Annotated in this window: 17 protein-coding genes; 15 read left to right on the top strand and 2 right to left on the bottom strand. The window is 63.8% G+C overall.

What is annotated here, in order from left to right:
• Positions 1–355 precede the first annotated feature (355 nt).
• From G3480_RS11440 to G3480_RS11415, 6 genes are all read left to right on the top strand, one after another.
• Complete coding sequence (locus G3480_RS11440; RefSeq protein WP_206171674.1) at positions 356–1,885, top strand: phytoene desaturase; 1,530 nt, start codon at positions 356–358, stop codon at positions 1,883–1,885.
• A gap of 10 nt (positions 1,886–1,895) precedes the next feature.
• Positions 1,896–2,948: a phytoene/squalene synthase family protein gene (locus G3480_RS11435; protein WP_164654024.1), complete on the top strand. Its 1,053-nt coding sequence runs from the start codon at positions 1,896–1,898 to the stop codon at positions 2,946–2,948.
• Positions 2,949–3,215: 267 nt separating this feature from the next.
• Complete coding sequence (locus G3480_RS11430; protein ID WP_164654023.1) at positions 3,216–4,472, top strand: nucleotide disphospho-sugar-binding domain-containing protein; 1,257 nt, start codon at positions 3,216–3,218, stop codon at positions 4,470–4,472.
• A 111-nt stretch (positions 4,473–4,583) separates the two neighbouring features.
• Entirely contained in the window at positions 4,584–4,877 is a 294-nt protein-coding gene (locus G3480_RS11425) for a hypothetical protein (protein WP_164654022.1), read from the top strand.
• 185 nt (positions 4,878–5,062) lie between these two features.
• On the top strand, positions 5,063–5,953 hold the full coding sequence (locus G3480_RS11420; protein WP_164654021.1) for a methyltransferase domain-containing protein: 891 nt from the start codon (positions 5,063–5,065) through the stop codon (positions 5,951–5,953).
• 245 nt (positions 5,954–6,198) lie between these two features.
• Positions 6,199–7,125 carry an SDR family oxidoreductase gene (locus G3480_RS11415; protein ID WP_164654020.1) on the top strand — a complete coding sequence of 309 codons (927 nt, stop codon included), beginning with the start codon at positions 6,199–6,201 and terminating at the stop codon, positions 7,123–7,125.
• A gap of 242 nt (positions 7,126–7,367) precedes the next feature.
• On the opposite strand, the gene G3480_RS11410 is transcribed toward G3480_RS11415, so the two are convergent.
• Positions 7,368–8,093: an NAD(P)H-binding protein gene (locus G3480_RS11410; protein ID WP_164654019.1), complete on the bottom strand. Its 726-nt coding sequence runs from the start codon at positions 8,091–8,093 to the stop codon at positions 7,368–7,370.
• Positions 8,094–8,487: 394 nt separating this feature from the next.
• Here G3480_RS11410 and G3480_RS11405 point away from each other — a divergent pair, with 394 nt between their 5' ends.
• The 3 genes from G3480_RS11405 to G3480_RS11395 all read left to right on the top strand — a co-directional run bounded on the left by G3480_RS11405 (position 8,488) and on the right by G3480_RS11395 (position 10,732).
• The gene (locus G3480_RS11405) at positions 8,488–8,973 is read left to right on the top strand and encodes a DUF2269 family protein (RefSeq protein WP_164654018.1); all 486 of its coding nucleotides are present in this window, start codon (positions 8,488–8,490) and stop codon (positions 8,971–8,973) included.
• Between the two features lie 296 nt (positions 8,974–9,269).
• Positions 9,270–9,623 (top strand): hypothetical protein, encoded by a 354-nt coding sequence (locus G3480_RS11400; protein ID WP_164654017.1) that lies wholly within the window; start codon positions 9,270–9,272, stop codon positions 9,621–9,623.
• Positions 9,624–9,649: 26 nt separating this feature from the next.
• The gene (locus G3480_RS11395) at positions 9,650–10,732 is read left to right on the top strand and encodes a carotenoid 1,2-hydratase (RefSeq protein WP_338114118.1); all 1,083 of its coding nucleotides are present in this window, start codon (positions 9,650–9,652) and stop codon (positions 10,730–10,732) included.
• Between the two features lie 196 nt (positions 10,733–10,928).
• Here G3480_RS11395 and crtD read toward each other — a convergent pair whose 3' ends face one another.
• A complete protein-coding gene (gene crtD / locus G3480_RS11390) occupies positions 10,929–12,425 on the bottom strand; it encodes a 1-hydroxycarotenoid 3,4-desaturase CrtD (protein WP_164654015.1) in 1,497 nt (498 codons plus the stop codon).
• Between the two features lie 135 nt (positions 12,426–12,560).
• On the opposite strand from crtD, the gene G3480_RS11385 reads away from it, so the two are divergent.
• The 6 genes from G3480_RS11385 (at position 12,561) to bchZ (ending at position 20,156) form a co-directional block, all read left to right on the top strand.
• Complete coding sequence (locus G3480_RS11385; protein WP_164654014.1) at positions 12,561–13,430, top strand: polyprenyl synthetase family protein; 870 nt, start codon at positions 12,561–12,563, stop codon at positions 13,428–13,430.
• Positions 13,431–13,581: 151 nt separating this feature from the next.
• Entirely contained in the window at positions 13,582–14,613 is a 1,032-nt protein-coding gene (locus tag G3480_RS11380; RefSeq protein WP_206171672.1) for a methyltransferase, read from the top strand.
• Between the two features lie 456 nt (positions 14,614–15,069).
• Positions 15,070–16,038: a chlorophyll synthesis pathway protein BchC gene (bchC, locus tag G3480_RS11375; protein ID WP_164654012.1), complete on the top strand. Its 969-nt coding sequence runs from the start codon at positions 15,070–15,072 to the stop codon at positions 16,036–16,038.
• A complete protein-coding gene (locus tag G3480_RS11370) occupies positions 16,035–17,018 on the top strand; it encodes a chlorophyllide a reductase iron protein subunit X (RefSeq protein WP_164654011.1) in 984 nt (327 codons plus the stop codon). Before bchC ends, G3480_RS11370 begins: the two co-directional genes overlap by 4 nt.
• A gap of 20 nt (positions 17,019–17,038) precedes the next feature.
• Complete coding sequence (bchY, locus tag G3480_RS11365) at positions 17,039–18,505, top strand: chlorophyllide a reductase subunit Y (protein WP_164654010.1); 1,467 nt, start codon at positions 17,039–17,041, stop codon at positions 18,503–18,505.
• Between the two features lie 208 nt (positions 18,506–18,713).
• Positions 18,714–20,156: a chlorophyllide a reductase subunit Z gene (gene bchZ / locus G3480_RS11360; RefSeq protein WP_164654009.1), complete on the top strand. Its 1,443-nt coding sequence runs from the start codon at positions 18,714–18,716 to the stop codon at positions 20,154–20,156.
• Positions 20,157–21,303: the final 1,147 nt, after the last annotated feature.

Raw genomic sequence — 21,303 nt, 5'->3', positions numbered from 1 at the left:
CGGGCTGGTGGGGTTAATCTCGGGCCTTTTACCGCGTTGGGGTGCCTCGCGTGTTGGGGGTGCGCGGGGGCCCCCGCCGATTCGGGGGGCTGTTTGGGGGGGGGCGCCGCTCCCACGTCGCTTTGCCTGAAACTGGGCGACACAGTGATCCACGCCCATCACTCGGCGATGCGCTCCTCGGCGTGCCTTGAAGGCGAACCCTGATCCCGCACCACCTGCTCTGAGGGTTTCCGGCAATCCCCTGATTCTTCTGTTTGATTTCCGTCCATTTTTGTTGATCGGTATCAGGAAGCCGCACGGCCGGCATCCTGCTATACTGTCAACAATTCTTGACAGTTAGGTGGGTAATAAGAAGTTGACAGTTGCAGCTCCACAGTCTCCTGATCGTCGCTCCGGGCAGAAAAAACCGCATGCCGTCGTGATCGGCAGTGGCTTCGGTGGTCTCGCCGCTGCGGTGCGTCTCAGCGCTCGCGGCTACCAGGTGACCATCCTCGAGAAGTTGGACGCCCCAGGCGGGCGTGCCTATGTCCATGAGCGCGACGGCTTCAGCTTCGACGCCGGGCCCACCATCATCACGGCGCCCTTCCTGCTCGAGGAGCTTTGGAATCTCGCGGGTCGACGCTTCGAAGACGACATCGACCTGAGGCTGATGGATCCCTTCTATCGCATCCGCTTCGACGATGGCCGCATCTTCGACTACAGCGGTGACGCCGAGAAGGTGAAGGCGCAGATCGCCGAGTACTCGCCCGCCGATGTCGCGGGCTACGACCGCTTCATGAAGATGAGCGAGGCGGTGTTCAAGGTCGGCTTCGAAGATCTGGCGCATGTCCCCTTCAACTCCGTGATGGACATGGCGAAGATCGTCCCGGACATGACGCGGCTGCAGAGCTATCGCACCGTTTATGGGATGGTGTCCAGCTACATCAAGGACCCCTATATCCGCCAGGTGCTCTCCTTCCATCCGTTGCTGATCGGCGGCAACCCCTTCACCGTGACATCCATCTACGTCCTGATCTCCTTCTTGGAGCGCAAGTGGGGTGTGCACTCGGCGATGGGCGGCACAGGCGCCATCGTCAAGGGGTTGGTCAGTCTGATCGAGGGGCAGGGCAGTGAGATCCGCTACCAGGCGGAGGTCGATCAGATCCTGGTCAAGAACGGCAAGGCGGCGGGCGTGCGCCTGAACTCGGGCGAGGAGATCCCGGCTCAGGTGGTCGTGTCCGATGTCGATCCCGCGACGACCTACGGCAAGATGTTGACGGGTCATAAGCGCCGTCGCTGGACGGACAGCAAGATCGAGCGCTCCAAGTATTCCAACGGGCTCTTCGTCTGGTACTTCGGCACCAAGCGTCAGTATCCGGATGTGAAGCACCACACGATCTTGCTCGGACCGCGCTATCGCGGTCTGATCCAAGAGATATTCAAGCAAAAGACGCTTGCCGAGGACTTCAGTCTCTATCTGTACCGTCCGACGGCGACCGATCCGAGCTTGGCACCTGAAGGCTGTGATACCTTCTATGCCTTATCTCCGGTCCCGCATCTAGGAGGCGAGACCGATTGGGAGGCCCAGGCGGAGCCGTACCGCGCCAGGATCGCCCGTTATCTGAGCGAGACGGTACTTCCAGGATTGGAAGATCAGATCGCGACCTCTCTCGTGACCACGCCGCAGGACTTCAAGCATCGCTTGAATTCGCACCTGGGCGCGGGTTTCAGTCTAGAGCCCATCTTGACGCAGAGTGCGTGGTTCCGCCCGCACAACAAGAGCGAAGAGGTGGATGGTCTTTATCTGGTCGGTGCGGGGACCCATCCAGGCGCAGGTGTGCCTGGGGTGATCTCTTCCGCACGGGTCCTCGATACGGTGGTTCCGGATGCCTCAAGCTTCGTCTAATCAGAACGGTATGAAGAAGAAACACGCGTCGGCAGCAGACATTGTCGCGTGTCGTGACCTGCTGCGCTGTGGCTCGCGCTCCTTCTATGCGGCGTCCTTCCTGCTCCCGCAGCGTTTCCGCGATCCGGCGATGGCGCTCTACGCCTTCTGTCGCATTGCCGATGATGCCATTGATTGTGTCGGCGACGATCCAGTGCTGCAGGCGGAGGCGCTTGCAATGCTCCATGATCGGTTGGACCGCATCTACGACGGCCGGCCGATCGACGATCCGGCCGACCGCGCCTTGGCTGACGTGGTCGTCGACTTTGCCATGCCGAAGCGGCTCCTGGAGGCCTTGCTCGAAGGCTTCGAGTGGGATGCCGAGGGGCGTCGCTACGAGGACATCTCCGGCGTCTACTCCTACTCGGCGCGGGTGGCGGGCACCGTTGGCGCTATGATGGCGGCGCTCATGGGCGCGCGGTCTGAAGAACTGGTGGCGCGTGCCTGTGACCTCGGCGTCGCCATGCAGATCACCAACATCTGCCGCGACGTGGGTGAGGATGCCCGCAACGGTCGGCTTTATCTACCGCGCGATTGGATGCGCGAGGCCGGGATCGATCCCGATGTCTGGCTGGAAAAACCCGTCTTCAACGATGCCCTGGCCGCAGTGATCCGGCGCATGCTGGAGACGGCCGATAGGCTCTATCAGCGCTCCGATGCCGGTATCGCCGGGCTGCCGATGGGCTGCCGCGCGGGCATCAATGCCGCACGCTATCTCTATGCCGAGATCGGCCGTCAGGTCGAGCGTCAGGGGTTGGACTCCATCTCTCAGCGCGCCGTGGTGCCGCCGCAGCGGAAGCTGCAACTCTTGGCGCCCATCCTCGGTAAGGCCATGCTGCCCTCGCGTTCTGTTGCCGACTCCGTCCTCGAAGAAACGCGTTTCTTGGTCGACGCGGTCGTTGCTGAGACACCGCAACCGGAGAGCAAACCAGCTTCGAGCGGTGTCAGCGGCAATCGCGTGATGTGGGTGCTGGAGTTGTTCGAGCAGATGGAAGAACGCGAGCGCGCGGTTAGCCTGCGTTAAGGCCGCGTCTCTCGGCTCGCCCGTCACGCGACAAGCGGGGCGCAACCTCAGGTGTTGCGCCCCGCTTGTGCGTCTGGGGGGTGGCATCCAAATTGGACTGAACCGCACGCCTGTCGGTCCTGGCGCACCGGCGGTCACCCAGCCCGGCGATGCTCTCGCCGGTGCTCCTGGAGGGCGAACCTCGATCCGGCGCCGCCCTGGTATGGGATTTTCCGACAATCGCCTCAACCCAGGACCTGTTGCGAATACAGCTTGAGTGGGAGGGGCGTGGCCCGTATTCTCTTTTCAACCATGGGGTCGCTCGGCGATCTTTACCCCTACATCGCGGTGGCCAAGCACCTGCTTCAGCGCGGCCATGGTGCTGTCATCGTCACCAACGGGGAGCACAGGGCATCCGTCGAGCGTGCTGGGGTCGAGTTCGTCGAAACCGCGCCAATCGCGAACCTTCAGGGCGACTACCAGGCGGCTGCAGAGCGGATGCTCGCTGCGCGCGGGGGCGAAGAGTTCTTGGTGCGCGAACTGGTGATGCCCCAGCTGCGCGAGACCCACCAGGTGATGATGGAGGCGGCTAGGGGTGTCGACTTGCTGGTCTCCCAGACCTTTGGCATGACGGCGTCCATCGTGGCGGAGCAGCGTGGGCTGCCCTGGGTGGCGACGCTGCTCGCGCCGATCTCCTTCATGTCGACCTACGATCCGCCGCTGATCCCCGCAGCCGCTTGGCTGTTCGGATTCCGGCGGCTGGGGCCGAAATTCCATCGCGCGGCCTTCGCCAGGGCCAGGAAGCAGGTCTTCACCTGGGAGGCGCCTTTGCACGCGCTGCGTCGAGAACTCGGGGTCTCGGCGCTGGCTGGTCCGGCGCTGTTCGATGGGCAGTATTCACCCTACCTGAACTTGGCCTTGTTCGACCGGGTGCTCGCCGCGCCCCAGCCGGATTGGCCAGCAGGCACCGAGATCACGGGAAGCCCTGTCTATGACGGTGAGGCCGATCCGGCTCAGCTCGCCGATTTCAGAGGCTTTCTGGCCGAGGGTGAGGCGCCGCTCGTCTTTGCCTTAGGATCCTTGGCCGTATTGGCTGCCGGCTCCTTCTGGGAGCATGCGGTGTCGGCCGCGGTGCGGCTGGGGCGTCGGGCCGTGCTGCTGACCGGGTCGACGCAACTCGGTGCGCTGCCAGCTGGGATTCGGGCCTTCCCCTATCTGCCCTACTCGGAGGTGTTTCCGCATGCGGCCGCAGTCGTCCATCAAGGCGGAATCGGGACCTTGGCGCGGGCAATGCGCTCTGGGCGTCCACAGGTGATCGTGCCCGTGGCATTCGATCAGCCGGACAATGCCCGCCGCACGTCCGCACTCGGCGTCGCGCCTGTGATCCCAATGCGAAGGCTCACCACCGCCAAGCTGGTTGTAGCCTTGGAGTGCGTGCTCAGCACGGCTCGGTATGAGCAAGCCGCGACGCGGTTGGCCGCTGATCTGGAGGCTGTCGATGGTGCCGCGCGCGCGGCAGACAGGCTCATTGCGATGCTTGCTTGAACTGCCAACTGTCTTGCTCTCCGCACTGACGGGCGCTTAGTATTGGGTTCCATGCTTCTGGGCGCGGGGCGCTCGGAAATCACCTAAGGCAGAAGGGGTAGACCACAAGCCGTGAACGAATTCTTTGCCAGCGGGCACTCCATCGACTTGGTTCTGTCACTGATTGCCCTGGAGGCGATCTTGCTCATGGTGCTGTGGCGCAAGGGGCGTTGCCCCTTGTCGCCGCTCTCAACCCTGCTCATCCTTGCCCCTGGTACCTGTCTGCTGCTGGCCGCGCGCGCGGCCCTCGCGGGTGCCGACTGGGTTTGGATTTCATCCCTTTTCCTCGTTGCGCTCGTCATCCACTTGACTGATCTGTGGCAGCGGTGGCAAGAGCGGGGTCGCCAAGGCTCGGTCAAGAGTTGACGCGGCAAGTCGTTTTCTGCCTTGGTCATCAGTTGGGCCGCTAGGGTGGACGAGCGAGAGCGAAGTCCACCGAATCCCGCGTCGGCGTTGGTGGACTGCGCCGCGCTTGTCCACCCTCCGGAAGACGACTGGCCGAAACGATGATCGACGCCCGTTTTTCAAGCCGTCAGTCGCAGGAGGCTGCAGTGAGCGAATCCAAGGGAGCGGTCGAGTCCAAGGGAGCGGTCGGTGGGGGAGGGGGGCTGTGGATCCCGACACTGCCGGCGCGCTTGCTGTATCGCATCGCCTCGACCCATGCCTTCACCGAGCAGGGGTTGTACCTGAACCTCGGCTACTGGCCCGAGGCCAGGAACATCGACGAGGCCTGCGAGGCGATGGTCGAGTTGGTCGGTCAGACGGCCGGCCTGACGAGTGACGACGAGGTCGTGGATGTCGGCTTCGGGTTCGCCGATCAGGATATCTATTGGACCCAGCGCTTTGCGCCGCGACGCATCATCGGCATCAATATCACGCCCCAGCAGGTCCGGGTGGCGCGAGCGCGCGTCCAGGAGCTTGGCTTGGAGGAGCGTATCGATCTGCGCGAAGGCTCAGCAACCGCGACCGGGCTGCCAGACGCCTGTTGCGACGTGGTTATTGCGCTCGAGTGTGCCTTCCATTTCGACACTCGCGAGCAATTCTTCGCCGAGGCCGCCCGTCTGCTGCGGCCGGGTGGGCGCCTGGTGCTCGCCGACTCGATACCGACCGGACCCAATGTCAATCCGTGGCGGCACCCAGTGCGGGCCTTCATGAACGACGTCATCCGCGCTGCGCTCTCGGTGCCGCGCGCCAACGTCTATCCGCGCGATGTCTATGCTGCAAAGCTCGCCGCAGCCGGGTTCGAGGCGGTGTCGGTGGAATCCATCCGCGACCAGGTGCTGCCGGGCTGGCATCGCGCCCTGTTTGAGGACCCCGGGCTGCGACAGCGGCTTGGTCCAGTGGGATGGCTGCTTCGTCGCTCTCCCAAGGAGAGTCTGCATGAAGGGTTCGACTACGTCCTGGCCGTGGCGCGTCGGCCGAGTGCCGAGGCGGTCACATGAGCCCCAGGTTGCTGGCCCCCGGTAAAGCGCGAGTCAAACCCCGCATCTGCGGCAGCGGGTCATGGACGAATCAAAATCGGGCAAGCCCCTAGTCTCCACCGAAAGGCAAGACCGAAAGCCGGTCGCTGGGGTCTGGCCGCGCGCTCTCGGATGAGGGGCAGGCTTCCCGAAATGTCAATGCAGTGCCCAGGCGTTCGCCGTAACTTGGCACGCCTCCCATTATTTTCTATGGAGATCAATAGACGATGGGTTGGACAACTGTCGACATCCCGTCGCAAAGCGGGCGGCTTGCCGTCGTCACCGGAGCGACCGGCGGGCTCGGTTACGAGGCTGCATTCGCGCTCGCGGCGGCGGGTGCCGAGGTCGTGTTGGCGGGTCGCAACGAGACAAAGGCCGCCGACGCCCTCGCACGCATCCGCGCCGCTCATCCTGATGCGACGCTGCGCTTCGAGCGGCTCGACCTCGCCTCGCTCGCCTCGGTCGAGGCCTTTGCGGGGACGCTGCTCGCCGCGGGTCGGGGCATCGACCTGCTCGTCAACAATGCCGGCGTCATGGCGCTGCCTGAGCGGCAGGAGACGGTCGATGGCTTCGAGCTTCAGTTCGCCACCAATTATCTTGGCCATTTCGCTTTGACGGCCCGGCTGCTGCCGCTGTTACGGCGCGTTCGCGGCGCTCGTCTCGTCACTGTCAGCAGTCTCGCTGCGGGCTTGGATTCGATCGATCTCACTGATCTGCAGTCCGAGCGAGCCTATGTCCCCTTCCGATCCTATGGGCTGACCAAGCTGGCGATGCTGATGTTGGCATTGGAGTTCCAGCGCCGCAGCGAGGCCGCGGGTTGGGGGGTCGATGGCATGGCTGCCCATCCAGGCTATGCCCGCACTGACATTATCGGCAATGGCCCCGCCTCGCGTGGCCTGCTCGGGAGGCTATGGCGGATCACCAAGCCGGTCTTGCTTCCGCTCAGCCCTGCGGCCGACCAGGCCGTCTTGCCGATCCTCTTTGCCGCGACCTCCCCGGATGCGCGGGGCGGCGGGTTTTACGGGCCGACGGGGTGGCACGAACTCAAGGGCCCGCCCGGAGAGGCGGAGATACCGCCCTTGGCGCTAGACGTCTCAGCCGCTGCCCGGCTATGGGACACCTCGGAACAACTGGCTGGAGTGCGGTTTGCGTGAAGGGCGCCGCTGTGGCTGTGAGCGTCGGTGCCGGTCGCGCGAAAGAGCGCGCGCGGGCGATGGCGCGATGGCGCAGACATCAATGAGATGAAACCGCGTCTAGCCTGAAGTGCGCAGTTCAGGGCGATTTCCGGGAAAGGATTGCCCGCAAGCGCTGTAGGGGCGAATTCATTCGCCCCTTGTTGTTCTACAGCGACAACGATGATCCGAGGCAGAGAGGTATCAGGATTCTCTGAGCGCGTCTAAGTGCCCTGTGCGGCGGCCTTCTCTGCCGCAAAATCGCGTTCCGATATGCTGTATTGCGACAAGACGACCGTCTCCCGGGCGTAGCGGTCACCGTCAAGGATTTGGGCAATGAAGTCGGCGAGATCGACCCGGCTGACGGTTCGCTTGCGCCTGTCGCCGGAAGTGCTGGCCAGCCAACGTCCAGTGGCTGCGCCGTCGGTCAGGCCAACCGGTTGGAGCAGCGTCCAGTTCAGGTCGCAGCCCTTGACCAGCCTCTCTTGCTGCTCCTTGTCGGCCAGTTGCTCGCCCAGCTGCAGTACGCGGAACCAGAGCTTGAACACGCGCGACAGCCTGTTGCGGGTGTCGCCAACGCCGTAGGAAGTGATGCAGATCATGCGCTTGACCGAGGCTGCCTCCATGGCGGCGATCACATTGGCCGTGCCAACCTCGCAGATGTTGGGCGGGGTGTTGCGCTTGACGCCCAGCTTGGCTCCCAGCTTCAGGACAACGGGGTTGAGGGAATCACCCAGGCTGACCACGACCGCGTCTTGACCGGCCACGGCGGACGCCACATCGTCCGCGTTCAGGGCGTCCCCCTTGAGGATCGTGAGCCCTTCATAGGTGTGTGAGGAGAACTTTGCCGGATCGCGGGCAAAGGCGGTCACCTCATGGCCTGCGGCGAGCAGGTTCAACGCCACCGTGCGTCCGGTCTTGCCGGTCGCGCCGAAAACAACAACTTTCACAACAGGCCTCCTGATGTCTGGCCGATCTGCAATGCCTTGTACCGCTCCGATGATCGCCGAATCAAACCCGACTGGCCCCGTCGGCGTATGCACATTTTCGCGGGTGCGAAGTCTAGCACAGGGACACTGACGACCGTCCACTGCTTACCGTAGCGCTGCCTATACAACCCAGATGTCCGCCACTATAATGCGGCCGCCGCGCCGTTTTTGGCCAGTGTAACGGCATTGTCTACCGCAATGAGGCCGTCGGCGCCATCGTTGGGCATGCCTGGTAGGCTCCCAAGTCGTCCGGTCATACTCCAGCTAGCGCGCATCGGTTACTCAACTGTCTGCGTCAACGCCCTTGAGGGATCGGTACCTTTCTGTCCTCTAGTCCACGGGGTGAACGTCACTTATGGAGTGGTATCCCTTTTTTAAATCCCTGCACATCTTAGGGATTATATTGATGGCCGGAAACGTAACGGTCACGGCCCTCTGGAAGGTGTTTGCCGATCGCACGAGTAAGACGCAGATCATGGCTTTTGCCCAGTGGTTGGTGACTGTAACCGACTTCTCATTTACCTTGTCCGGCGGTTTTCTGTTGGTCGTCGGTGGCTATGGGGCTGCCTTCGTGGGGCAGTTGCCGCTGTTCGGAACCCCCTGGCTCGTCCTCGGGCAGTTGATGCTGGCCGTGGCGGGAGCCGTTTGGCTGGGCATTCTCGTGCCGCTCCAGGTCAAGCAGGCGCGTCTCGCGCAGGAATTCGCGGTCATTGGCGAGGTGCCGCCAGAATATCGGAAGTACAGTCGCATCTGGCTGGTTTGGGGTCTCCTCTCGACGGTGCCGCTGCTTGCCGCCCTTTATTGGATGGTGGCCAAGCCAATGACCTACGGGTGGGGCTAAGAAAGCGTCCATCAACAACTTCCCCCCTTTCGCAAAGGGGGGCTAGGGGGGATTTCGGGCGGCATCCCTCGCATCGGGAAACAATTGATGGACACTTGCTAAGGTCGAAATCGCTTGGTGCCATGTCTTGGGAATCGCTGTCCGAACCTCACCTTGAAAAACCTCGAAGGACACTGAGACCTTGATCATCGTTCCGGCCGGCTGCAAAGCTGACTCTGTCGTCAGGCCATCTTGGCCTGACGATCTCAGGGCTAGAAGCCCTGGCTACAGATAGGCACAAGCGATCGGCCGAAACGATGATCAAGGTCGACACCGATGACCCGGTGCTGCAGCGATTCCCTATTCCGGGGTCCCGCGAAGGCCATGTGGGTCCTCTGTTTCGCGAGTTCCGCAGCTCCCTGATCGGGATCAGCGGTGGCGGTTGCCTCGGGGATTCCGATGCGGCATCGCAATCTGTTCTTCCTTATCCAGTTGTTCAACCGACACCCGTGAACTCGGCGATGAGCAATTACCGCGTTTGCCCGCGGCTTCTAACCTGTATGTCCGTACTCAGGACTGCGGCGGCGCGGCTGCTCTGCTTGATCAGGGCGTCGGTGACCGACGATGCACGATTCTTTGCTGCATTGGAGATGGCGTTATGCGAGCACTAGACTTTCAACAACCCGGAGCGCTACAGGTGAACGATGCACGGCCGGCTGGAAGCAATGAAGGCGACCAGATTGAGGGCGCTCGAGATGACGTCTCCCCACAAGGGCCGGGAGGCGCGCTCGGCGTCGAGGGTCGTGGTGGTGACGAGGTCGCTCTGCTTGCTGCTTGCGAGCCCGGGGTCGGGCCGCGCTTCGACGCGCCGGTCATGCCGGAGGGTTACCTCTGGTGGTATGTCGACGCCCTCAGCGACGACGGGCGGCATGGGATCACGCTCATTGCTCAGCTCGGCAGTTGCTTCTCCCCCTACTACTTCAAGGCGCGTCAGCAGGGCGACAGTGATCCGCTGAACCACAACTCGCTGAATGTCGCGCTCTATGGCGAGTGTAAACGCTGGAGCATGACCGAACGGGGGCGTTCCGCGCTGCGGCGGGATGTCTCCTCGCTGGAGATCGGGCCGAGTGCGCTGTCCTGGGATGGCACCTGTCTGACCATCCAGATCGATGAGGTGACGGTGCCCTTGCCCTCGCGTATCCGTGGCACGGTGCGCGTCTATCCTGGCGTGTTGGCGGGCCAGCCGTACCGCCTCGACAATGCGGGGCGCCATTACTGGGCGCCGATCGCTCCGCGCGCGCATGTCGAGGTGGATCTCGAGCGGCCATCGTTACGCTGGTCGGGCAGCGGATACCTGGACTCCAACTGGGGCTCCGAGCCGTTGGAAAGGGCGTTCCAGAGTTGGGAGTGGTCGCGCGCGATGCTAGAGGATGGTGGCGTCGCGATTCTCTATGACGTCACTCAGCGCGAAGGGCACAAGCCGCCTCTGGGCTTGCGCTTCGCTCCCAGCGGCGACGTGGAGCATTTCGAGCCGCCGCCGCGCGTGAGGCTGCCGAACACGGGATGGCTGGTGCGGCGCGGCACGCGGGCGGATCCGCAGGAGTCCGCGCGCGTGACCGAGACCCTGGAGGATACGCCCTTCTACACGCGCTCGGTGCTGGAGACGCATCTGCTCGGTGAGCGGGTGACGGCGATGCATGAGAGCGTCTGTCTTGACCGCTTTAGCTCGCGCTGGGTGCAGAAGCTGATCCGTTTCCGGATACCGCGGGCATTGAGCTGAGCCAAGCTCAGGGCTTCGCGCGGTTTGCCGAAGCTCTCTGGCGTTGATCCTCGGTTCACCCAGTCGGTCGAGTCGGCACCGGGCATCCTGCGGGCGAAGCGACGTGGAATAGGCGCCGCGCCGCGATCGCGCGTGCGGCGCCGCTTCGTCGAGCGCATCCATAGGTACTGGCGGAGGCAGTCGTCGCGGACGACACTCAAGTCGAACCGAGGTCCTCGATCAGGCGGGCCGCCGCCAATCGACCAGACATCGCCGCCATAGGGATGCCTGCGCCCGGATGCGTGCTCCCGCCCGCCAGGTAGAGGCGTGGAATGCGCGTGCGCGAGGCGGGGCGATTGAAGGGTGATCGCCATCCGTGGGTGGTCTGGCCGTAGAGCGCACCCCCGGTTGCTGGAAAGAGCCGGTCGAACTTGGTGGGCGTTGTGACCAGGCAGGGCTCCGCCGCTCTGAGTACCTGTAGACCACAGTTTTCCAGGTGCGAGAACACCCGCTGCTCACATTCCTGGATCTCTGCTGCGTCGAATGAATGCAAATCCCCCCTTGGGGGCGCATTCAGCAGCAGGAGGAGCCGCTCAGGGCCGCTCAAGGGGGCGCCGCCCTGGTCGCTGCGGTCCTGGGCGCAGAGATAGACGGTGCCGTTGCGTGGGAGTCTCGCGTGCTTGAAGACGTCGTCGAACTCGGCGGCGGAACTCCCGCCGAAAAAGACGTTGTGCCGCACCAAGGGGAAGCCTCGGGTTTCGGCCGTCAGGCACCAGGTGATTGCAGACAAGGAACGGCGGCTCGGTCCGACGCGGGCGACGGCACGGCTTGCGGCTTTCCCGAACAGACCGTTGGCGACAGCGGCCGGATCGGCGTTGACCACCACGGCGTCCGCCTGCCTGACCTCGCCACTGGCGAGCCGGACGCCAGTGGCCGATCCTCGTTCAGTGAGGATCTCGGCGACCTCGCTATCGTATTCGATGGTGGCGCCGTGCTGTTCGGCAAGACTCGCCAGCGCGCGGGCAATCTGATGCATGCCGCCGGGCACGGACCAGACGCCCTGCTGTTCGACGTGCGCAATCAGCATCACAGTGCCTGGCGCCTGGAAGGGTGACGAGCCGCAGTAGGTCGAGTAGCGGCCGAAGAGTTGCTGCAGCCGTGGATCCTTGAAGTAGCCTCCGAGAATCTTCCAGAGGCTGTCGTAGGGCTTGATGTCGCTTAGGTTGCCGAAGCCGCGGAGGCCGCAGCGACCCATGAGGCCAAGGAAGCTGGGGCGCGAGGCGCGGATGAAGGTCTCATTCAGCGTTTCGTAGACCATGCGGGCCTGCTTGCAGAAGGCGCGATAGCCATCGGCCTCTGCGGCGCCCGCAAAATCGCCGATCGCCTCGACGGTGCGCTCATGGTCGGCGAAGAGGTCGAGTCGCTCATGCTCGCTCCAGGCATGGCGTGCTATGATCTCGAGCGGCTCCAGCCGCACATAATCTTCGAGTCTTGCGCCAGCATCCGCGAAGACGCTCTCGAAGATTTCGCGCAGGGTGAGCACCGTGGGGCCGGCGTCGATGCGACTTGCCCCGACAGCAACCTCGCGCATCTTGCCGCCCGGGGTGCTGGCGCGCTCGAGGACCTGAACCTGGAGCCCTCGGGCAGCGAGCTGGACGGCCGTGACGAGTCCGCCGACGCCGGCTCCGATGACGACAGCCTTTTGGGTGGGCATCAGTTTTCGAGTGGACATCACAATCAGGCCTCCCTGCATTTGCGTTGACGCATCGGATGTAGATGTCTATTGTACATGACGCACATAAGTGTCAATTATTCCTTACATTTGACTGCGGTTACCGGGGGAGCACCGATGGATGCCACAACAAGAATCGAGCAGGCCTTGGCCTCTGCCATAGATAGTGTGGCTGCCTCGGGCTGTCCTCCACGTCTTGCTGAAGCAGTTCGTCATTCCGTCTTCCCTGGCGGTGCGCGCGTGCGCCCTAGGCTCTGCCTCGCCGTGGCCGCTGCCTGCGGCAGCACTGACTACGCGGCGGCCGATGCCGCGGCGGCCGCGATCGAACTGCTGCATTGTGCCTCCTTGGTCCATGACGATCTTCCCTGTTTCGATGACTCGCCCTTGCGCCGCGGTGTTCCCTCGGTCCATCGCGCCTTCGGTGAGCCCCTTGCGGTCTTGGCGGGCGACGCCTTGATCATCCTGGCCTTCGAGCATCTGGCGCGCAGCCTGGCCGCCAGCCCCGAGCGACTCGGTCCGCTGCTGCTGACCATCAGCCGCTCCGTGGGTATGCCGCACGGCATCACGGCCGGTCAGGCCTGGGAGTGCGAGCCGCGCGTGTCGGTCGAGGACTATCACCGTGCCAAGACGGGCTCTCTCTTCGCGGCCGCGACGGCTGCCGGGGCTCAGGTTGCAGGCGCTGACGCAGATGCTTGGCGCGTGGTTGGCGACCGCATCGGCGAGGCGTACCAGGTTGCGGACGATCTTCGCGATGTCGCAGCCAGTGCTCAGGAAGTCGGCAAGCCGGTGGGTCGCGATGCCTTGCTCAATCGCCCGAGCGCGGCCGGCGAGCTTGGGGTCGACGGGGCCATCGATCGACTTCGTCAACTGGTCAAGGGGGCGATCGATGCGATTCCGCCCTGTCCCGGCCGCGATAAGCTGGGTGAAGTCCTGATGGCTGAGTCCCGCCATATCATGCCGAAGGATCTGGCTCAGCGTGCGGCCTAGCACCTCCGCATAGCAGGGCGGGGCGCCTTAGCCCCGACGGCCCGAGACAAGACGCGGTAGTAAATCTGTGTGGCTTCCTGATCGGCTCCTCACCCTACGTAATCGTGTGCTCTCGAGCCCGGGCTTTCAACGCTGGGCCGTCGCATTTCCTTTGACGCGCTGGATCGCGAGACGTCGCTCGCGCCAGCTGTTCGACATCGTCGCCGGTTTCGTCTACTCCCAAGTCCTCTTTGCCTGCGTGCAGCTGCGGCTGTTCGATATCCTCGCCGATGGCGTGCAGTCGACCGACCATCTGGCCGGGCGACTGAATCTGCCCCCAGAGGGTGCGCGCCGTCTGCTGCGGGCTGCGGTGAGTCTGCGGCTTGCCGAGGCGCGCGGGCGTGATCGCTTCGCCTTGAGTGAGCTGGGTGCGGCCATCATCGGTAATCCCGGAATCGTCGCCATGATCGAACACCATGCCATGGCCTACGCGGACCTTCGTGATCCGGTGGCCTTGCTGCGCGGTGAGGTCGAGCAGCGCGAGCTTATGAAGTTCTGGACTTATACCGGCTCGGAGCCTCCGGCGGCGGCCGCCGGGTCTGCGGTCGAGGGCTATACGGAGCTGATGGCCGATTCGCAGCGCTTGATCGCCTCGGAGGTGCTGGATGCCTACTCGCTCAAAGAGCATCGCTGTCTCCTCGACGTGGCGGGCGGGGACGGCACCTTCCTGGTAGCGGCGGCGAAGCGCTGGCCTCACCTGCGCGTCATCCTCTTCGATTTGCCGGCCGTCGCCGAGCGCGCGCGTGCTCGGTTCGAGCGTGAAGGGCTGGCCGATCGGGCGACGGCGATCGGCGGCGACGTGCTGCGTGATCCGCTGCCGCAAGGGGCCGATATTCTGTCGCTCGTGCGTGTGCTGCACGATCACGACGACCGCACGGCGCAGTCGTTTCTTGCGGCAAGCTGCAGCGCCCTGCCCGAAGGCGGGCGGCTTCTGGTTGCGGAGCCCATGTCCGGCACGCGGGGCGTCGAGCCGGTCGGTGATGCCTATTTCGGCTTCTATCTGCTCGCCATGGGCAAGGGACGCCCGCGGACGCCGGCGGAGATCGAGCAGATGCTGCGGGATACCTGTTTCGATCGCGTGCGTCAGCTCCCGACCCGTCAGCCGCTCCTGACTCAGGTCATGGTGGCTCGTCGCGTCGGCTGAGCTGCGTCGAGCCTGGCCCTAAACCGCGTCCAGACCGAGAAACGTAGTTTTTTCGAGACCGGTGCCGCCTAAAATTACGCATCCCGCTCTGGTCGGGGTTTAGAATCCTTGAGGACGCAAAATGCTCGCAGATGAGTCAAATTTCGATGAAGCGTCCGACCATCCAAGGCCGTCGGGATCAGGGTCGGGATCGGGATCGAACCGACGATAGCGATCCCGATCCCGATTCCGATAGCGATCCCGATAGCGATCCCGATGGCATGACGCGGCGGTCTGAGGCGAAGCCTCGCTCGCTGGTCTTCCCTCCTTTGTGCCCCAGACTCGGCGGGCCGCGCTCGGGCGACCGGCGCCATCTCGACCGATTTCAGATCAAATCCGCTCCAATCGCCCTAGACTGACAGTCAACTTTGGTTAAACTGTCCCATCCTTCAGTATCAATCTGTTTCGAGTCACGTTTTGAGCCCTACTATCCCGAATCTCGAAGCCTTGGCGGTCGTGCTCGAGGAGCCGGAGCGCCTGTCCTTAAGAACGCTGGCGCTGACGCCGCCGACCGACGAGGATGTCGTGGTCGACATCGAGTGGAGCGGCATCAGCACGGGTACAGAGCGCCTGCTCTGGTCCGGCCGCATGCCGGAATTCCCTGGAATGGGCTATCCGCTCGTGCCGGGCTACGAGTCGGTCGGCCGCGTCGTCTTCGCGGGTCCCCAGGCTGGTCTCGAGGTCGGACAGCCTGTGTTCGTGCCTGGTGCGGTCTGCTACGGCGAGGTGCGCGGTCTCTTTGGCGGGGCGTCTTCACGGGTCGTGGTGCCCGCGAAGCGTCTCCTGGCGGTCGACGACGCACTTGGCGAGCAGGCCGTGCTGCTGGCGCTGGCGGCCACCGCCTATCACGCCATCGCCGGCCCCGCGTCACCCCATGTCGAGCTGATCGTGGGGCATGGTGTCCTGGGACGTTTGCTGGCGCGCATCGCGGCGCTGGGAGAGGGCTCCCGCCCGGTGGTTTGGGAGACCAATCCGGCGCGGATGTCAGGTGCCGAGGGCTATGGCTACGATGTGATGGCGCCGGACGATGATCCACGGCGCGACTACAGTCGCATCTGCGACATGAGCGGCGATCCCGAGATCCTGGACAGCCTGGTTGCGCGCATGGCTCGGGGCGGGGAGATCGTGCTCGGCGGCTTCTACAGCCAGCCTGTCTGCTTCACCTTTCCGCCGGCGTTCATGCGCGAGGCGCGTTTCCGCATCGCGGCCGAGTTTCAGCCGTCTGATCTCGCTGCGGTGCGGTCGCTTTTGGAGTCTGGCCGTTTGTCCCTGGATGGGCTTATCACCCATCGCGTGCCCGCGACCGAGGCCGATAGCGCCTACCGCACGGCATTCGGTGATCCCAGCTGCCTGAAGATGATTCTTGATTGGAGAGCGATTTCGTGAATGTACCCGTCAAAGGTCCCGCGCTGACCGCGTCGCGGCAAGCATCAACGGATCCGGCCGCAGCTCCGGCGATCAAAGAAACTCAGATCATTGCCATCTACGGAAAGGGCGGCATCGGTAAGAGTTTCACCCTGGCCAACCTCTCCTACATGATGGCTCAGCAGGGCAAGAAGGTCTTGCTGATCGGCTGCGACCCCAAGAGCGACACCGCGACCCTGCTGTTCGGTGGTCGCAACTGCCCGACCATCCTGGGGGTCTCCAGCGAGAAGAAGCGCGCTGGCGAGCAGGTGGCCATTGGCGACATTTGCTTCAAGCGTGATGGTGTCTTCGCCATGGAGCTTGGCGGACCCGAGGTCGGACGCGGCTGCGGCGGGCGCGGGATCATTCATGGCTTCGAGCTGCTGGAAGGTCTGGGCTTCCACGAGTGGGACTTCGACTATGTCTTGCTGGACTTCTTGGGCGACGTGGTCTGCGGCGGCTTTGGTTTGCCCATTGCGCGCGACCTGTGCCAAAAGGTCATCATCGTTGGCTCCAACGATCTTCAATCGCTCTATGTCGCCAATAACGTCTGCTCGGCCGTGGAGTATTTCACGGGTTTGGGCGGCAACGTCGGTGTCGCGGGCATGGTGATCAACAAGGACGACGGGACGGGCGAGGCTCAGGCCTTTGCGAATGCTGTCGGCGTGCCCGTGCTGGCCACCATCCCGGCGCACGAGGAGATCCGCCGCAAGAGCGCCAACTACGAGATCATCGGCCGGCCTGGCGGGGACTGGGCGCCGCTGTTCAGTGAGCTGGCGACCAATGTTGCGGAGGCGCCGCCGGTGCGTCCGAAACCCCTGGAGCACGAGGCCCTGCTGGATCTGTTCAAGGGCGACGATGTCGGGCGCCACGTCAAGTTGGAGCCGGCGCAGCCAGAAGACATGTGTGATGCGGCGGCGATCGCCAAGCCGTCGCTCGAAGTCGTCTACGACGACGTCTGAGTCAGTAGCGGAACCTTCTCATGAGCGACCATGATCAAGCCCCAGAGGGGCCCGACTGCTCGAGCGCCGAGACCTTGAAGTCCGCCGCGGCAGCTGCCGGCAATGCCGAGCTGCTCAAGCAGCTTGCGGCCGACTATCCAGCCGGTCCTCACGATCAGCCGCAGACCATGTGCCCGGCCTTCGGCGCGCTGCGCGTGGGCTTGCGGATGCGGCGCACGGCCATGGTGCTGGTGGGGTCGGGCTGCTGTGTCTACGGCCTGACCTTTACGTCGCACTTCTACGGCGCTCGGCGCTCCGTCGGCTATGTGCCCTTCGATTCCGAGTCGCTCGTTTCCGGGCGTCTCTTCGAGGATGCGCGCGAGGCGGTGCTCAAGCTGGCGGACCCGGAGCAGCTCGACACCATCGTCGCTATCAATCTCTGTGTGCCGACGGCCTCGGGCGTGCCCTTGCGGCTGCTGCCGAAGGAGCTGAACGGGGTGCGGATCCTCGGCATCGATGTGCCCGGCTTTGGTGTGCCGACCCATGCCGAGGCCAAGGACGTCATGGCCGGCGCCATGCTTCAGTACGCGCGTCACGAGGCGGAGCAGGGTCCGGTTCAGGCGCCGCGCGGCGGGCGCAGCGAGCGTCCGACGGTGACGCTGCTTGGCGAGATGTTTCCGGCGGATCCCGTGGGGATCGGCATGATGCTGGAGCCGCTCGGTCTGGCGGTTGGGCCTGTGGTGCCCACGCGTGAGTGGCGTGAACTCTACGCCGCGCTGGATTGTCGCGTCGGCGCGGCCATCCACCCGCAGTACACCGCCTCCTGCCGCGAACTCGCGGCCGCTGGGCGCCCCATCGTCGGTTCGGCGCCCGTGGGGCGGGAGGGGACCGCTGCTTGGCTGGATGCCATCGGTCAGGCCTGCGGTGTCGCGCAGGATAAGGTGGATGCGGCGAAGAACAAGTTCCTTCCCGCCATCGACGGGGCGCTTTCGGCGATGCCGATCAAGGGTCGCGTCATCGTCTCCGGCTACGAGGGCTCCGAGCTGCTGGTCGCACGCTTGCTGATCGAGTCCGGCGCCGAGGTTCCCTATGTCGGAACGGCCTGTCCGCGAACCCCTTGGAACGAGCCGGACCTGGCTTGGCTCGAGGCGCGTGGCGTCCCGGTGCAATTTCGCGCCTCGCTCGAGCAGGACTTGGCGGCGGTCAAAGCGTTGGACCCGGATTTGGCGATCGGCACGACGCCCGTGGTGCAGGCCGCCAAAGAGCTGCAGATTCCGGCGCTCTACTTCACCAACCTCATTTCGGCGCGGCCGCTCATGGGGCCTGCAGGCGCGGGCTCGCTGGCGCAGGTGATCAATGCGGCGCTGGGCAACAAGGAGCGCTTCAAGGTGATGCGCGCCTTCTTCGACGGTGTGGGCGAGGGCGACACCAGTGGCATCTGGCAAGACAAGCCGGTCAAGCGCGAGCCGAAGCAAACCGGCGCCCGCCGTGCCGCGAAGTCAGCGTGATAGGCGCTGCTTGCGCATAAGTGGACGGGATCGATAGGGCGATGCTCCTATCCGAGCTGATCGAGAAGGCTCCTGTTGGTCCTGTCCGATCTCGATTCAAAGGGCGCATAGGCTCTGGTGAGCGTCTTCGAAAGCAGCGCTGCACGCATGCCTTGATAGCCATGCCGTCTCTTCAGGTTTTTGGTCCCAGAGAGAGGACGCTTTACCGATGTTGATCAATGACCTCGACCGCGCCGGCGGTTACTGGGGCTCTGTCTATGTCTTCACTGCCGTCAAGGGTCTGCAAGTCATCATCGACGGCCCGGTCGGTTGTGAGAATCTGCCTGTCACCGCTGTGTTGCATTACACCGACGGTCTGCCGCCGCATGAGCTTCCCGTGGTCGTGACCGGGCTCGGGGAGGAGGAACTGGGGCAGAGCGGCACCGAGCAGGCCATGCGGCGTGCCTATAAGACGCTGGATCCGACGCGCCCGGCGGTGGTGGTGACGGGCTCGATCGCCGAGATGATCGGTGGCGGCGTGACGCCCTCGGGGACCAATGTCGTGCGCTTCCTGCCGCGCACCATCGACGAGGATCAGTGGCAGAGTGCCGATCGCGCCATCTACTGGCTGTGGACGCAGTACGGTCCAAAGAAAGGTGTGGTGCCCAAGCGTCAGCCGAAGGCAGGGGAGCGCCCGCGGGTCAACATCATTGGCCCTATGTACGGCATGTTCAATACGCCTTCGGATGTGGCGGAGATCCGGCGCTTGGTGGAGGGTATGGGTGCCGAGGTCAATATGACCTTTCCGCTCGGCAGCCATCTGGACGATGTCGCCAAGCTGGCCGATGCCGACGCCAATATCTGCATGTATCGCGAGGTGGGACGCAAGCTCTGCGAGGCGTTGGATCGCCCCTTCCTGCAGGCGCCCATCGGGCTGCACAGCACGACGAAGTTCCTGCGCGCACTCGGTGAGATCCTGGGGTTGGATCCCGAGCCCTTCATCGAGAAGGAAAAACACACGACCATCAAGCCTATCTGGGATCTCTGGCGCTCGGTCACGCAAGATTTCTTCGGTACGGCGAGCTTTGGTGTCGCCGCCACCGAGACCTACGCGCGCGGGCTCCAGCACTACCTGGAGGACGAACTCGGGCTGCCCTGCAGCTTCGCCTTTGCGCGCAAGGCTGGCGTGAAGCCGAACAACGACGTCATCCGTCAGGCCGTGCATGAGAAGACGCCCTTGATCGTCTTCGGCAGCTACAACGAGCGCATGTATCTGTCGGAGATCGGCGGTCGCGCCACCTATATACCAGCCTCCTTCCCCGGGACGGTGATTCGCCGTCACACCGGAACACCTTTTATGGGCTACGCGGGTGCGACCTACCTCGTGCAGGAGGTCTGTAACGCCCTCTTCGATGCCCTCTTCAATATCCTTCCGCTCGGTACTGATCTGGACAAGGTCGATCCCACGCCGGCGCGGTTGCACCGTGAGCTGCCCTGGGACGAGGATGCGCGTGCCCTTTTCGATCGCATCGTCGAGTCGCAGCCCGTCTTGGTGCGTATCTCGGCGGCAAAGCAGCTGCGCGATGCCGCCGAGCGTGCGGCGCGCAATGCCGGGGAAGAGCGGGTATCTGCCGAGCGCGTCTCGACGGCGCAAGCATCCAAGTCAAGCTGATCTGCTGGGCTGTTTTGGGGCTGCGGCGGTTAGCGTTCGCCGCGAGTCTAAATCCAGCGGTTGCAGCCGCAAAGGCGCAAGGGACGCGAAGAAACAAAGGCTTGTTCCATGCTGGCGCTTCACCCGGACGGTGAGCGCCGGTTCCGAGGCAAGACCTTGAAATCCTTCGCGCGCTTCACGGTTCAGCTAATCTTTTTCGGCTGAATGCTACGTGATCCGCGGACGGGCTGATCGCCCCCTTGAACCTGTCGTCCGGCGATCTGCTCGCTGGCTGGTCCGTCTAGTGCTTCGCTGCCCAAGTTCCGAGACCGTTGCCTCATCGTTGTCGTTGTCGTTGTCGTTGTCGTAATCGTGATCGCGGTCTCGACATGGCGAATATTCGATTACGACAACGACAACGACCTGAGACGGTCTTGGGACTTTCGCACAGTTGCACTAGATGCCGATCGCCATTCTAGGCTCCCCTCGATACCCCCCCGCGCGCGTCTTCGGCCGAGCAGCGTCTGCACGTCGATCCAAGGGTTTCGAGCGTCCGTTCCCGCGCTCTACTCATCTCGTCGCGCAAAGCCCCCATCAAAAAGTTGCCATTTCCTGACGGGGCTCAAGTAGAACTCCATCAAGGACTTCAGGCGCTCCGAGTCCTGTGTCAGCATTCCGCCCGGCGTGATGGAAGTCACATCTCGGGCGAGGCATCAGGCCTCGGAGGGATTTGGGGGCGACGGTCGAAAGGGCGGATTTCGGGCATGAGTCGAAGCCGGATCATGCTCCGTCGAGCGCGTCGCGAGGCGGTCTTTGCGCCGCAAAGCGGCAGTCCTGTCCTTGATCAGTTCTCGCCCAAATTGAGTGTAAATGTAGATTGACATCTGTGTCAGTCAAGCTAGACTGACACCACAGATTTAGGCACCCCGTTGCGCTAACGAGGTGCTAAGTGGCCGCTAGGGAATGAGAGCCACTGTAGTGCAGAAGTTGTCTTTAGATTGAGGGCCAGGTAAGGCGCTCAAGCAGTTCCGGGCCCAGGGCGGGCTCAGTTTGAAGAGAGTGTGCCCCTGTGTATCGGGTGTCTTCTCGGCCGTGATCGGGTTGGTTCACGGCGCCCCACGCCGCACGGGCTAGTGTGGCTTAACTTAACGCTTTATCCCCAGATTCG

The organism is Thiorhodococcus mannitoliphagus (assembly GCF_010915725.1).
GTDB lineage: Bacteria > Pseudomonadota > Gammaproteobacteria > Chromatiales > Chromatiaceae > Thiorhodococcus > Thiorhodococcus mannitoliphagus.
The sequence above is the reverse complement of the archived record's forward strand: the minus strand, read 5'-3'. Positions and strand labels throughout refer to the sequence as shown.